The organism is Xanthomonas translucens pv. cerealis (assembly GCF_006838285.1).
In the GTDB taxonomy this organism is placed as follows: domain Bacteria; phylum Pseudomonadota; class Gammaproteobacteria; order Xanthomonadales; family Xanthomonadaceae; genus Xanthomonas_A; species Xanthomonas_A cerealis.
Genome location: NZ_CP038228.1, coordinates 1,090,242 through 1,103,562 on the forward strand (window position 1 = coordinate 1,090,242; position 13,321 = coordinate 1,103,562).

Annotated in this window: 11 protein-coding genes, 2 tRNA genes and 1 pseudogene; 9 read left to right on the forward strand and 5 right to left on the reverse strand. The window is 60.1% G+C overall.

Translation table 11 applies throughout. The annotated features are described in order from the left end of the window. The 4 genes from E4A48_RS04805 (at position 1) to E4A48_RS04820 (ending at position 4,906) form a co-directional block, all read left to right on the forward strand. Positions 1 to 567: a pilus assembly PilX family protein gene (locus E4A48_RS04805; protein WP_039005208.1), complete on the forward strand. Its 567-nt coding sequence runs from the start codon at positions 1 to 3 to the stop codon at positions 565 to 567. An 11-nt stretch (positions 568 to 578) separates the two neighbouring features. Then, a complete protein-coding gene (locus E4A48_RS04810) occupies positions 579 to 4,313 on the forward strand; it encodes a pilus assembly protein (RefSeq protein ID WP_068830081.1) in 3,735 nt (1,244 codons plus the stop codon). Beyond that, positions 4,313 to 4,741 (forward strand): type IV pilin protein, encoded by a 429-nt coding sequence (locus E4A48_RS04815; protein ID WP_003468252.1) that lies wholly within the window; start codon positions 4,313 to 4,315, stop codon positions 4,739 to 4,741. Before E4A48_RS04810 ends, E4A48_RS04815 begins: the two co-directional genes overlap by 1 nt. Before the next feature lie 88 nt (positions 4,742 to 4,829). Beyond that, positions 4,830 to 4,906 (forward strand) — tRNA-Asn (locus E4A48_RS04820). A gap of 55 nt (positions 4,907 to 4,961) precedes the next feature. Here E4A48_RS04820 and E4A48_RS04825 read toward each other — a convergent pair. Then, positions 4,962 to 5,498: a GspH/FimT family pseudopilin gene (locus E4A48_RS04825; protein WP_038237525.1), complete on the reverse strand. Its 537-nt coding sequence runs from the start codon at positions 5,496 to 5,498 to the stop codon at positions 4,962 to 4,964. Between the two features lie 146 nt (positions 5,499 to 5,644). On the opposite strand from E4A48_RS04825, the gene uvrB reads away from it, so the two are divergent. From uvrB to E4A48_RS04845, 4 genes and pseudogenes are all read left to right on the forward strand, one after another. Continuing rightward, positions 5,645 to 7,666, forward strand: coding sequence for an excinuclease ABC subunit UvrB (gene uvrB, locus E4A48_RS04830; RefSeq protein ID WP_039005201.1), 2,022 nt, complete (start codon positions 5,645 to 5,647; stop codon positions 7,664 to 7,666). A 96-nt stretch (positions 7,667 to 7,762) separates the two neighbouring features. Next, positions 7,763 to 7,837: transfer RNA gene (locus E4A48_RS04835), tRNA-Val, on the forward strand. A 613-nt stretch (positions 7,838 to 8,450) separates the two neighbouring features. Beyond that, complete coding sequence (locus E4A48_RS04840) at positions 8,451 to 9,413, forward strand: IS1595 family transposase (protein WP_039006527.1); 963 nt, start codon at positions 8,451 to 8,453, stop codon at positions 9,411 to 9,413. 98 nt (positions 9,414 to 9,511) lie between these two features. Then, positions 9,512 to 9,880 (forward strand): annotated as a pseudogene (locus E4A48_RS04845) (transposase); the annotation flags it as partial. Positions 9,881 to 9,969: 89 nt separating this feature from the next. Here E4A48_RS04845 and E4A48_RS04850 read toward each other — a convergent pair. After that, entirely contained in the window at positions 9,970 to 10,185 is a 216-nt protein-coding gene (locus tag E4A48_RS04850; RefSeq protein WP_141696390.1) for a hypothetical protein, read from the reverse strand. A 91-nt stretch (positions 10,186 to 10,276) separates the two neighbouring features. On the opposite strand from E4A48_RS04850, the gene xopAV reads away from it, so the two are divergent. Further along, positions 10,277 to 11,029 (forward strand): type III secretion system effector XopAV, encoded by a 753-nt coding sequence (gene xopAV, locus E4A48_RS21425; RefSeq protein ID WP_039008766.1) that lies wholly within the window; start codon positions 10,277 to 10,279, stop codon positions 11,027 to 11,029. 871 nt (positions 11,030 to 11,900) lie between these two features. Here the strand turns inward: xopAV and E4A48_RS04865 are convergent. The 3 genes from E4A48_RS04865 to E4A48_RS04875 all read right to left on the reverse strand — a co-directional run bounded on the left by E4A48_RS04865 (position 11,901) and on the right by E4A48_RS04875 (position 13,257). Continuing rightward, the gene (locus E4A48_RS04865; RefSeq protein WP_068830319.1) at positions 11,901 to 12,071 is read right to left on the reverse strand and encodes a CsbD family protein; all 171 of its coding nucleotides are present in this window, start codon (positions 12,069 to 12,071) and stop codon (positions 11,901 to 11,903) included. A 196-nt stretch (positions 12,072 to 12,267) separates the two neighbouring features. Beyond that, the gene (locus E4A48_RS04870; protein ID WP_142741962.1) at positions 12,268 to 12,909 is read right to left on the reverse strand and encodes an AAA family ATPase; all 642 of its coding nucleotides are present in this window, start codon (positions 12,907 to 12,909) and stop codon (positions 12,268 to 12,270) included. A 3-nt stretch (positions 12,910 to 12,912) separates the two neighbouring features. Beyond that, the gene (locus E4A48_RS04875) at positions 12,913 to 13,257 is read right to left on the reverse strand and encodes a type II toxin-antitoxin system prevent-host-death family antitoxin (protein WP_039005190.1); all 345 of its coding nucleotides are present in this window, start codon (positions 13,255 to 13,257) and stop codon (positions 12,913 to 12,915) included. Positions 13,258 to 13,321 lie beyond the last annotated feature (64 nt).

Consider the following 13,321-nt stretch of genomic DNA (forward strand, 5'->3'; position numbering starts at 1 on the left):
ATGCATTCGTCCATCCGTCGGCAATCCGGCATCTCCCTCATCATCGTGCTGCTGCTGCTGCTGGTCATGACCTTGCTGGGCCTGGCCGTACTGCGCAGCACGTTGCTGGAGGAGCGGATGTCTTCCAACATGCGTGACCGCAGTCTGGCATTCCAGGCGGCGGAAGGCGCGCTGCGCGATGCGGAAAAAGTCATCCAGGGCGCCGCAAGCGGCAATCCCGTGGGATTCAACTGCTCATCCGGCACCACCGTCTGCCCTGCCATACCGAGTAATACCTATACCGGCAATGTCAGTGGATGCACGCTGGGTGCCGAAGAATGTTGGGTGGATGCCAAAATCGCCCAGACGTTGCAACCCGGCCCCCCGCAGTACTACATCCAATACCTGGGTCAGCGCACCAGCGAAGACCAACTGGGCCTGGGGTCGAGCGTCAATCAGAATCAGTACGGCGGTGCCGGCGGTACCTCGCTCGAACACTACTACCGGATCATCGCGCGCAGCGCCAGCCCCGCGGCCGCAGATGGGCGCGCGATCGTCGTCCTGCAAACCAACGTCACCGTCAAGTAAAGGCCTTCACCATGACCAGTCGGGCAAAAAATGCGACGCGCAGGGACTCGTTCCTCGCCGTGGCGGCAGGTCTCCTGATCGGGACCATCGGTGGTGCGGGCGCGGAGGTCGACGTGTCGCAATCTCCGCTGTACGTGGGCAGTGACGTGCCCGGTAATCTCGCGCTGGTGCCTTCGGTTGAGTATCCCACTGCGATTAGTGTGGCCAACCTGGGCGATTTTGTGGTTGGTACGAAATATGTGGGCTATTTTGACTCGTCCAAATGTTACAAATACCACTACGAAGAGACTGAGGCCAATCGCTATTTTTACCCGGTCAATCGGACCGAGGCTCAGCCCAACGCTAATTATCAGTGCGATGCAGATGGCTATTGGTCGGGAAATTTTCTCAATTGGGCTGGGACTCAGACTATCGATCCATTCCGTTCGGCATTGACCGGTGGATATCGCGTGGTCGATACGCCGACTACCACCGTGGTTGAGAAGGCAATCGGCGAGCGGGTCGATGTTAGAGATTTCCCGAGGCGCACGGTGTCCGATGCCAATACAGTGAAGGGGGGCATCGCTTCCAAGTGGAGTAGCCTCAAGATTCGTGTAGATGGACTCGGCAGCCAGATGTGGATCACGAAGAATGTCGATGTGGTTAACACTACCAATATCAACACTTCTTTGATATATCCATACAATCCAGCAATACACACATTGGACGGTAGCTGTGTAAGCTACGATAGCAAAAATAAGTGCGTTCTAACCGACGATAACGCGGTTTTTGCCGTAAGTGTGCGAGTCAAGGTCTGCGACAGTTCCGCAGGATTGGAAGATAATTGCGTCAATTATTCGCAGGGCTATAAGCCGGAAGGGCTGATTCAGCAGTATTCGCAACGGATAAAATACAGCATATTTGGATATTTGAATATCGATGGTAATGGAGTTGATACAGGGGTCTTGCGTGCCAGGCAGAAGTTTGTAGGGCCAAAAACGTATGCGCCGGAGCAAGGGCCGGCAACTAATCCAAATGCTGAGTGGGATCCAACGACGGGCGTGCTTGTTGTAAATCCGGACAAGGCGGATGCGGATGCGGCGACGCTTCTCGTTGGCGCAAGCAAACCTATCATCAATAGTGGTGTCATCAACTATCTGAATAAATTCGGGCAGATGAAGACGGGCAAGAACATCAAAAGTAATGACGACGTCAGCGAGCTTTATTACGCGGCCTTGCGGTACTTCAAAAAACAGGGTGATGTAGCCGCCTACTCCGCCTTTACCAGTGCTGATGCCAATGTGCGCTATCAGCAGGCGGATGCTTTTCCTGTAATCAATAAATGGAATGATAAAAAGCTCGACCCCATATCGTATTGGTGTCAGACGAACGTTATTCTTGGTATTGGTGACACCAATACCCATAACGATAAAAACCTTCCGGGCAATCAAGGGTATGGTGGTACTAGCCTTAGCAATGAGCCTGCGATGCCGCAGGAGGTTAAGAATGACAAGGCCGTCGATGTCGTCAAATTGCTGACCAATATCTTGAAGATGGAAGGGCAGTCTGATGCGACTGCGTTGTCGCGTGCAACTTCCGCTAATTTTAACGGAAATGGAAATTCTGGATATATTGCCGCGCTCGCTTATCATGCGCATACTCAGGATCTGCGCTCTGATCTGCCGGGAATCCAGACTGTATCGACGAATTGGGTAGATGTGGTCGAAGGCGGCGACTACAAAAGCAAAGTGAAGAATCAATATTGGTTGGCTGGAAAATACGGCGGTTTCACCGTTCCGGCAGGATATGATCCTAATACTAATATCAAGCCCCTTGCGATTGAGGCTTGGTGGACGAATAGGGAATATGTTGGTGGCAATAAGGATTTCCAACGTGCTGACAATTTCTATGTCGCAAACGAAGCCGCGAAGATGGTCAGCAGCCTTAAAAGCGCTTTCCAGCGTATCCTGGATCAACTGAGGGGTTCGGCGGCGTCACTTTCCAGTAATACGACGAAATTGGAATCTGGCGCGATGGCCTATCAATCATCGTTTTACGCCGGTACGTGGCGTGGCGATGTTGCAGGGTACAAGGTCGATCGTTCCAGCGGTGCGCTTACCCAGGCATGGAGCGCTGGCGAAAATTTTCCTTCCTGGAGTAGTCGGGTCATCAAGTTCGCCAGAGCTGGCGTTTTGAAGGATTTCAACTCTTCGAATCTGTCTGGTACTGCTCTCTCTACTGCGACCCAAGCGCAGATTGATTATTTGCGAGGGGATCGTTCCAACGAGAAGTCCAACACCAACGGTACGCTACGCACGCGGACCGGCATCCTGGGCGACATCGTCAATTCGCAGCCGGTCTATGTGGGCTCGCCGAATGCGCGGCTCTACACCACAGCAAGCTTTACCGGCGCGAGTGCATACGCATCGTTTGCCGCTGCCAAGGCGACGCGCACTCCAATGCTTTACGTGGGCGCCAACGACGGCATGCTGCATGGTTTCGACGCTGGCTCTGGCGCCGAAAAGTTCGCGTTCGTGCCAGCGGCGGCGATGAACGGCCTGCTGAAATACACCGATCCCGGGTACCAGCATCGCTACTACGTGGATGGGGAGCTCACCGTTTCCGACATCTACGATACGGCGTCTGCGAGCTGGCGCTCCATTCTGATTGTAACCATGGGGCGCGGCGGCAAGGGCATGTTCGCGCTGGACGTCACCGATCCTGACAACATTTCCCTGCTGTGGGACAAGACCTCTACCGACCTTGCTGCGCTGGGGAACAATCTTGGCAAGCCGATCATCGGGCAGCTTGGCAACGGCCAGTGGTATGCAATGGTCGGTAATGGTCCCAACAATAGCGGCGATTCGGCCGATCTGGTGCTGGTCAACGTTCTGAGCGGGGACTCCAGCAGCATTGCGACCGGCGCGGCTGGCGACAATGGCTTGTCCTCGGTGCTGGCGTGGTCCTCGAACAACGACTACATCGTCGATCGAATCTATGCCGGCGATTTGAAAGGCAATCTGTGGCGCTTCGACATGACTGGTGCCTCTGGCAAGGCGACGCGCCTGTTCACTGCGCAGTACGCTGCCAAGACTCAGCCGATCACCGCTGCGCCAACCGCGGCAAAGGATCCTTCGACAGGATTGACCTGGGTATTCTTCGGTACCGGTAAGTACTTGTCCGATGGAGATATTTCCAACAAGGACGTGCAGACCTGGTATGGCTTGATCGATCGCGGTAGCGCGATCGCCTCGGATCGCTCCACCTTGAACAAGGTCGATATCGAGCAGCAGGGTGTCGTGAACGGGTATGCCGTGCGCGTCATCGAAGATCAGCCCAGTCCTGGCGTGAATGGCTGGTACATGGACTTGATCCCCCCTTCCGGAACGGCGGAGGGCGAGCGCATGGTGGTGTCGAATTTCTTCCAGGGGACCGCGTTGATCGGCACTACTCGGATACCCGACTCGGGCGATGTCTGTAGTCCCAGCGGCAAGGGCTTCGTGATGGCGATCAATCCGTTCACGGGCGGGCGCATGCCGCAGTCGTTCTTCGATCTGGACGGCAGCGGTGGCTCCAGCGCCGGAGATACCTTGAATGGCAAGCCTGTTTCCGGGATCGGGCTGAACAGCAGTCCCAACAGCCCCATCTTCATCGGCGATCAGATGCAGATCGGTCTGGACAATGCCAGTACGATCAGTCTTGGCACCAATAGCAGCGCGCTCAGCATGAAGCGCGTGTCCTGGCGTGAACTTCTGAGGAACGATTGATGCGTCCCCTTCTTGGCACTCCTTCGCGGCAGCGCGGCTTCACCCTCATCGAAATCATGATCGTGGTGCTGATCGTGGGCATCCTGGCGGCCATCGCCTTCGCCAGCTACCAGGCCTATGTTGTCAAGGCGCGCCGGTCTGCTGCGGCGGTATGCGTGCAGCAAGGAGCTCAGTTGATGGAGCGCCAGTACACACTCAAAATGTCGTACCTCAACGAGGACGGAAATCCACCTAAAGCTCCGGTGTGTGACGCGGGCGTAGACCGGTTCTACACAATGAGCTTTACTGGTCAGCCAACCGCCAGTACTTTCAAGCTCACAGCCACGCCCACCGACTTGCAGAAGGACACGAAATGCGGTGCGCTGAGCCTCGACCAGACTGGCGCCCGCACGACATCAACAGGCGCGAACGAAGCTGAATGCTGGTGATTGAGTAGGAAGCTTAGCGCTGAAGGGGGGGGGGGCTGCCTTGCCCCCCTTGTCATGCCCCTAAGGCCTCTATACAATGCGCCTCCCCGCCCGAATAGCTCAGCCGGTTAGAGCACTTGACTGTTAATCAGGGGGTCGTTGGTTCGAGTCCAACTTCGGGCGCCAGAAATATCAAGGGCTTGCAGGTCATCCGCAAGCCCTTTTTCGTTGCTCCGGGAATTCAGTTTTTCGCTTGGCAGGCCTGACTTGCCGCCGCCCTGGCCAAGCGGGTCCGGCCGGCGTTGTTCACGACCACCTCAGCCAGCAGGCGCCCCTTTCCGCAGATCCTGATGCTGAGGTTGCTGCCGGCGCTGCGGCCGTCCGGCAGAAAGCGCACGGCCTGCCTGCCGCTGTTCGAGATGACAGTGATGGAGGCCGCCGCCGGTGCGGTTTCCAGGCCCAAAATCCTGCTTGGGTCGGTCGGTTGCGCTTGTCGTTCCAGGTCGCGGTAGACCATCCATCCGTGGCTCCAGTCGTTGTCGGCGCGGCATTTCCCGTCGCCACCCGATGGACACACGCTGACCGGCGTGCCGTAGCTGATGGCGCTGCTGCGCGCCAGGGCAAGCTGCGAACTGAGCCGATAGCTGGTGACGGCCAGGCGTTGGCGCATCAGAAGGTCCTGGAAGGCCGGTATGCCGATCGCGGTCAGCACGCAGATCATCGCCATCACGATTGCCAACTGCAGCAATGTGTAGCCTCGAACACTGGATTTCCACATGGGAGTCACCCTTCGATGGGGGCTACCAGTCTCGGTCCCCTTGCGCAGGGGCTTGAATGAGAGGGTTCACCGTTCCCATGTAAGGAATCCTCCCGGCAGTGCGTCAGCCGAGGCTCCTGTACTCACATTCATCCCGAGGCCCGTTCATGTCCGACCGTTTCCAACTCGTATCGCCGTACTCGCCGGCCGGCGACCAGCCGCGGGCGATCGAGAAGCTGGTGGCCGGCTTCGAGGCCGGTCTGGCCAAGCAGACCCTGCTCGGGGTCACCGGTTCGGGCAAGACCTACACCATCGCCAACGTGGTCGAGGCGATCCAGAAGCCGACCCTGGTGATGGCGCCGAACAAGACCCTGGCCGCGCAGCTGTACGGCGAGTTCAAGGCGTTCTTCCCGAACAACGCGGTCGAGTACTTCGTCAGCTATTACGACTACTACCAGCCCGAGGCCTACGTGCCGTCCTCGGACACCTTCATCGAGAAGGACAGTTCGATCAACGAGCACATCGAGCAGATGCGCCTGGCCGCGACCAAGACGCTGCTGTCGCGCCGCGATGCGCTAGTGGTGGCGACGGTGTCCGCGATCTACGGCCTGGGCGCGCCGGAGGACTACCTGTCGTTGCGCCTGATCCTGTCGATCGGCGAGCATATCGAGCAGCGCCAGTTGATCAAGCATCTGACCGACCTGCAGTACACCCGCAACGAATACGAACTGCACCGCGGCACATTCCGCGTGCGCGGCGAGGTCATCGACGTGTTTCCCGCCGAGTCGGACAGCGAGGCGCTGCGCATCGAGCTGTTCGATGGCGATGTCGAGCAGCTGACCCTGTTCGATCCGCTGACCGGCGAGACCTTGCGCAAGCTGCAGCGCTACACCGTCTACCCGAAGACCCACTACGCCACCACCCGCGAACGCACGCTCAGCGCGGTGGACACGATCAAGATCGAGTTGAAGGAGCGGCTGGAGCAGCTGTACGCGCAGAACAAGCTGGTCGAGGCGCAACGGCTGGCGCAGCGCACCCAGTTCGACCTGGAGATGATGGCCGAGGTCGGCTACTGCAACGGCATCGAGAACTACTCGCGGCATCTCACCGGCAAGGCCGCAGGCGAGCCGCCGCCGACCCTGTTCGACTACCTGCCGGCCGACGCGCTGCTGGTCGTGGACGAGTCGCATGTCACCGTCCCGCAGATCGGCGCGATGTACAAGGGCGACCGCTCGCGCAAGGAGACGCTGGTCGAGTTCGGTTTCCGCCTGCCGTCCGCGCTGGACAATCGGCCGCTGCGTTTCGAGGAATGGGAGGCGCGTTCGCCGCGCAGCATCTACGTGTCGGCCACGCCCGGCCCGTACGAGCTGCGCGAATCGGCCGGCGAGATCACCGAGCTGGTAGTGCGCCCGACCGGACTGATCGATCCGGAGGTGGAAATCCGCCCGGTCGGCACCCAGGTCGACGACCTGCTGTCGGAGATCGGGTTGCGCGTGGCGTTGGGCGATCGCGTGCTGGTCACCACGCTGACCAAGCGCATGTCCGAGAACCTCACCGAGTACCTTAGCGAACACGGAGTCAAGGTGCGCTACCTGCACTCGGACATCGACACGGTCGAACGCGTAGAGATCATCCGCGACCTGCGCCTGGGCAAGTTCGACGTGCTGGTCGGGATCAACCTGCTGCGCGAGGGCCTGGACATGCCCGAGGTGTCGCTGGTCGCGATCCTGGACGCGGACAAGGAGGGCTTCCTGCGGTCCACCGGTTCGCTGATCCAGACCATCGGCCGTGCCGCGCGCAACCTGCGCGGCAAGGCGATCCTGTACGCGGACCGGATGACCCGCTCGATGCAGGCGGCGATCGACGAGACCGGGCGTCGCCGCGAGAAGCAGGTGGAGTACAACCTCGAGCACAGCATCACTCCGAAGTCGGTGGCGCGGCCGATCGTCGATATCCTGGAGGGCGCGCGCGCCGATGGCGCGGTAGAGACCAAGTCCGGCAAGGGCAAGGGACGCCGGGTGGCGGAGGAGCCGGCCGACTACCGCATGCTGGAGCCGGCAGAGATAGCATCGCGGCTCAAGGCGCTGGAGCAGAAGATGTACCAGCACGCCCGCGACCTGGAGTTCGAGGACGCTGCGCGGGTGCGCGACCAGATCAAGAAGCTGCGCGACGCCAGCCTGGTCAGCTAGGCACGAGGCTGGCGGCGTCCTGCCGGCGGCTATTGTTCTTGGCTGCAAGGTGGGCTAAAATTCGCGCCCCTGCAGCGGTATGGCCGCAGCAGCGATGGGCGGTTAGCTCAGCGGTAGAGCACTACCTTGACATGGTAGGGGTCACAGGTTCGAACCCTGTACCGCCCACCACCTCTATGAGGTGGAACTCATTGAAAGCCTAGTAATTCTCTGAAAACTACAAGCAGCATTGAATGGCTGTGAATAGGTAGGTCAGGAATGGTTTTCTGAGTTCAATGGCCCAAATGCGGCCCAAGTATCTCTGATTGTTCAGAGCGTTTTTTTATGGTTGACGCTCCCAGCTTTCGGCTGTTATTCATAACGGCAATGAGCGGCAAGAACGACCAACGATCTGACTCCAGGCAGCCTCATCAGGTTGAGCTCGAGGGCGTGCCGCTCTTGATAGAGAGGTTGTGGCCGGAAGGGTGGAGAGCACTTCGGTGGTTTGGTGCCGTTGTATGCACTCCGGATGGGCCGTCAAGCCCGTTCAGCGAGTTAAGCAAGCCATGGCTGTCGCGGACTCATTCGACTTCTTCATGTGAATGCTGCAATTGTCGGAGTTCGCACATGATGCGAGAACGAATATCGCGCGCTAATGCGCTGGACGAAGCTGCTGCTGAATAGCTTCCGCGCGTCATTGGCGTCAAAGAGTTACCTGATTAGCCCTGACCTTCAGCTGCCTGTCGCAGGATCTGCGCCGCGCTGGGTGGATGCTGCTGTCACCTGAAGCCAACGAGGTGGCCTGATGAGCATCAATGCCGTGCAGTTCCAAGCTGGATTGTCGATGTCTGAGTTCTTCGCGTCCTACGGCACCCAGGCCAAGTGCTATCGCGCGCTCTACAAGTGGCGCTGGCCGCAGGGATTTCGCTGCCCATCCTGTGCTGGACGGGCGCGGTCGCGTTTCAAGCGGGGTGCTGCGATCTACTACCAATGCAGCGCGTGCCGGCATCAGACCAGCCTGATCGCTGGCACGATGTTCGAAGGCACCAAACTGCCGCTGCGCACCTGGATGCTGGCGTTGCACCTGCTGACCTCGACCAACACCAACATGGCCGCGCTGGAGTTGATGCGGCATCTGGGCGTCAACTACAAGACGGCCTGGCGGATGAAACACAAGATCATGCAGGTTATGGCCGAGCGCGAATCCATGCGGAAACTGGCGGGTTTCGTGCAGATCGACGATGCCTATCTCGGCGGCGAGCGTAACGGTGGCAAGGCCGGACGCGGATCAGAGAACAAACAAGCGTTCCTGATTGCGGTGCAGACCGATGCCACCTTCACCGCGCCGCGCTTTGTGGTGATCGAGCCGGTGCGCAGCTTCGATAACACCTCGCTGCAGGACTGGATTGCCCGTCGCTTGGCGCCCGAATGCGAGGTCTACACCGATGGGCTGGCCTGCTTGCGCCGGCTAGAAGACGCCGGCCACGCGCACACCACGCTGGACACTGGCGGTGGTCGTGCCGCGACCGAAACGGCCGGTGCACGTTGGCTCAACGTGGTGCTGGGCAATCTCAAACGCGCCATCAGTGGCGTGTATCACGCCATCGCGCAAGGCAAATACGCAAGGCGTTACCTGGGAGAAGCGGCCTATCGTTTTAATCGTCGATTCCGCTTGCGCGAGATGCTGCCACGACTTGCCACGGCCATGATGCAATCCACACCATGCCCAGAGCCGGTTTTACGTGCAGCGAGCAATTTTCATGGCTGAGAGTCGGGGCTAATCAGGAAGAGTTAAGCACTGTGACCGGCCTAAGAGCGGCTAACAAAAGCCCCTTGAACACGTCTGTTGAGCCACCCTTTGCGGTAATGGCTTACCGCAAAGAAATCAGCACAGCGCTGTGGGAGCGCATCCAACCCTTGATCCCGATAGGTGCCGCCTTCGCCCAAGGGCGGTAGGCCGCGCGTAGACCACCAAAGCGCACTCAGCGGCATCGTGTAGGTGCTGCGCACTGGCATCGCTTGGGAGGATCTGCCCCATGAACTTGGTTACGGCAGCGGCATGACCTGCTGGCGCGGATTGCGTGACTGGCAGGCCGCGGGTGTGTGGCACCGTCTGCATCAGGTGTTGCTGGCCGAACTTCGCCGCGCCGACCGGCTCGATTTCAGCCGGGCCAGCCTGGACGCGGCCAGCGTGGCCTCCCTCCGGGTGGCGCCTATGCGGGGCCGAATCCGACCTGTCAGCCTCCCGTAAAATTGATCCAGCCATAGCTAGAGGTCTCCGGGCAAACTAGCCTCCAAGATGCCCGGCACACGCTCGCGCAGGATCAGCCGCACCGGCGATGCAGGTGCGCTTGATGTCGATTTTCGAGCAGGTCGCCGATGAAGCCCACAACGCGCGCATCGGCCGAGCGCTCCGCCAGTGACATCCGGCGGACGTGCAGGCAGTGGTTGGCCAAGGTGCCGAAGGTAGAAACATGGCCATGCGTGGATAGGCAACCCGGTGCCTCGGGCGCGCCGTTGTCCGTTTCGCCCCGGGCCACGGTTATTCCGCCAGGTGCGCGCGGCCGTGATGGAGCGAAGAAAGAATGGCGCTCCATCCAATGTGTGAGGTGATGTATGCGTCCTGGGACACTGACGTCTGCAACGCACCGAGTCGCGAGTCATACGCAGGAGGGTGTGGCCACCGAGCCCGAGGCAAGCTCCTCTGCACGCGCGCAGGACCCACATGCCAACACGCAACTGGTCCAAAGCCTGCCACGGCGGCCAGTACGCGAGGCACCGCTCAGGGCCCCCGATACTGCTGGCGTGCGTGTGGCCAATGTTGTACGTAGCACGGCAGATACACTCGTTAGTGGCTCCGGCCATTTGTTTGGCGCTGCGCTAGCGTGCAGTTTCTACGGTACGATGCAGCGCAATGGCATAGATCCGATACACGGAAATTCCACCGATAAACTGTATTACGATGGCGTTGCTTCGGCCAGTGCCAAAACAGCGGTGGGTGCGGTAGTTGCAGGCTGTGGCTTGATGGCAATCAAGTCTTTCGCCTCCCGGTACATAGAGGCGCAAATCCACGGGCAAGGCCCTGTGCAAAAAGCCGAGCGGGCAAGGGAATTGGGGACAACCGAAGCTTGCCTGGATGCGGCGGTCGAGATGGTGACCATGCCCGAGGACGATGGTCCTGGCGCTCACCTGAACGTGGGCGAGCAGACGGCCCTTGCCAAGGATCTGTTGAATGTCATCACTGCCCAGCGTGCGTGCTTGCCTCCGGAACTCTGGAAGGCGGCCAGCAATGTTGGCGACGATGCGCCCAAGCTGGTCAACCGGCTGCTGCTGGCAGCGAGAGCCCGCGCAGCGCAAGAGGCGTCTACGTCGTCGGCAGGCTGAGCGCGGGCGCCATGCAACTTCTGGGGGGCGCGCTGTCCCTCCAATGGGCGCACCGGTGCTGCTGCGGGACGCTATCCCGTCGAGCCCGACCAGAGCCCCGTCCTCAGCGACAGTGAGGCCAAGCCAAATGCCGCCGCCCTCCCGCCGTCTGTGGTCGCTGGCGCGAGTGGACCCCGACCACCGCGCCTCCACTGAAAAAACGGTGCCCCGCTTGCGGAGCACTTTGTTGTTGGGGCGTCGGTGCGTATCAGTGAAACGCCGGCTTCTTCTTGGTCGCCACAGGATCGGGGGCCGCCTTGCGTCGGCGGTTCATGCGCCACTCTTCTCCGGACGGAACGAGGGTCGTGCATCGGTCGCCCCACAGCGAGCGGAATGGGCCGCTTTGGGGATCCACATTGCATTCCGCCTCGGCTACGATAACCGGGGCAGGACCATCCCTTGGACACAATTTGCGGGTGTCCAGGTGGGAAAAGACGATCGGCATCAATGGGTTAGAGGAATTTAAATTGTGTCCCTCTCACTCCGCCAGTGTCAAGGAAACGCCCGCAAATTAACGATTTGCGGGCGTTTTTCTTTTCGACCACCTTAGACATTCGCTTGGGTACTTACATGCGAGTAGCCCGCGGCCTCACCTGCGGCACGAGCGGCCCCTACTACGTTCGTTTGCGCATTCGCGCGAACGCCTCGGACGCAAGGTCTTCAAACACAGTGCAGGCCAGGTGTTCGGCGATGGTGCGATCCACTGCGCGCTTGCTGTTGCAGCAGCGTCATGCATGCTCGAGGCTTCGTAGCGTCGGTCCCCGGATGGATCGGGGCTTGATTAATGCTTGAGCAGCTTCGTGCTGCGAGGCCTCTAGGCATGCGTCGCTGCTCAGCTGCGTGCGTTGTCGCGCGCCTTGCCGACTTCGCTCTGGACCTTGCCGGCGCCCTGCTGAAGTTTTCCTTCGACTTCCTTGAGCTTGTTGCCGGTGACCTTGCCGACAACTTCTTTGACGGTGCCCTTGATCTGGTTCTTGGCGCCTTCAGTGCGATTCTTGTCCATCGTTGACTCCGCGAGTAAGTGAATGCCCTTGAGCGAGCATCGCCACGCTGCGCGCAGTGCTGTAAGCCTTCGGTGAAGATCGAGCGCATTCGAGAGCGACGTTTAGGCGCTGGAAAGTTCGAGTGCCGATGCGATGCTCCAATCCAGCGCGGTTGCAGTGTGCGACTGCACCCGGCATGCCCGCACGTCGCGACGATCAGATGCTCTGGGCCATTGCAGATGAGCGGGCCTCGATAGCCGCCATGACGATGGGTTTGGCCCATTCCGGGACCTGCTCGAACTGTTCGGCGCTGCGTGGGTGGTGGATGCCGCTCTGGTCCATTTCCAGCACCAGCAGGGCGGTGACCTGTCCGTCGCGATCTGCAGGGCTGCTGTTGTCGTAGACGTGCAGGGTGGTCAGGTGGGGAATCAGTTCGATCAGGTTGGCGCGCGAGGCGTCGTAGCTATGACGGATCTTGGCCAGCGCAATGTCATGCCCGCCGCGCGCGACCCGTGCGGCCACGCGCTGCAGGTGGAGCTCCACGCTTGCCAGGCCGCAGAACCAGATCGTCACCTCGTGCTGGTCGCATGCCTGGCGTAGCAGGGTGGGAATCGTGGTCGCTCCCAGCGTGGTCTCGAAAGCGTAGTCGCTGCCTTCGGCGATGGCGCGCTGCAGTCGCCGTTTGCCCTCATGCCATGCCTGGGAATTGGCTTCCTCCAGCGGCCATCCTTGTTCCGTCAGCGCGCGAGCGAAGGAGTCCGGATTGAACCAGGTCGCCTGGTCCTCCTGCAGCATCGCGCCCAGCAACGAACTCTTGCCGGCGCCGTTGACGCCGGCCAGTACCAGAATCCTGCCCACTGCTTACAGGGGTTTGCCCAGGGTGATTTTCTTGCCGCGGCGGGCAGGGCGGCTCAGCGCCCGGGCCAGACCGTTTGCGTCCTTCAATGAGGCCAGGTGCTCGTCGAATTTCGTTTGCAGCGCCTTGAGCGATTGAGCGCGGCCGATGGCCGCGGATGCGGCGCTGGCTTCGGCCACGAGCCGGCGGTATTGCTCCGCGTCCACCACCACCGCTTCGGGGTGGTTGTGGTTGGTGACCACGACGGCGCCGTTCGCACGGACCTTGCGCATGAGGCCGGGCCAGCCCTTGGTCTTGATGTCGCTGGCCGGGGCTTTTTCCAGATCGATGAAGTCCATGGGCAGTTGCATGGGCACGCCAAGGTTGGAGGGTTCAAGCCTACTACCAAAATTACTATTTTGGTAAATTTTGACT

What these genes read in the sequence shown, in the direction of transcription:
- E4A48_RS04805 (WP_039005208.1), top strand. Translation starts at nt 1, where the DNA reads ATGCATTCGTCCATCCGTCGGCAATCCGGCATCTCCCTCATCATCGTG.
- E4A48_RS04810 (WP_068830081.1), top strand. Translation starts at nt 579, where the DNA reads ATGACCAGTCGGGCAAAAAATGCGACGCGCAGGGACTCGTTCCTCGCC.
- E4A48_RS04815 (WP_003468252.1), top strand. Translation starts at nt 4,313, where the DNA reads ATGCGTCCCCTTCTTGGCACTCCTTCGCGGCAGCGCGGCTTCACCCTC.
- E4A48_RS04825 (WP_038237525.1), bottom strand. Translation starts at nt 5,498, where the DNA reads ATGTGGAAATCCAGTGTTCGAGGCTACACATTGCTGCAGTTGGCAATC.
- uvrB (WP_039005201.1), top strand. Translation starts at nt 5,645, where the DNA reads ATGTCCGACCGTTTCCAACTCGTATCGCCGTACTCGCCGGCCGGCGAC.
- E4A48_RS04840 (WP_039006527.1), top strand. Translation starts at nt 8,451, where the DNA reads ATGAGCATCAATGCCGTGCAGTTCCAAGCTGGATTGTCGATGTCTGAG.
- E4A48_RS04865 (WP_068830319.1), bottom strand. Translation starts at nt 12,071, where the DNA reads ATGGACAAGAATCGCACTGAAGGCGCCAAGAACCAGATCAAGGGCACC.
- E4A48_RS04875 (WP_039005190.1), bottom strand. Translation starts at nt 13,257, where the DNA reads ATGCAACTGCCCATGGACTTCATCGATCTGGAAAAAGCCCCGGCCAGC.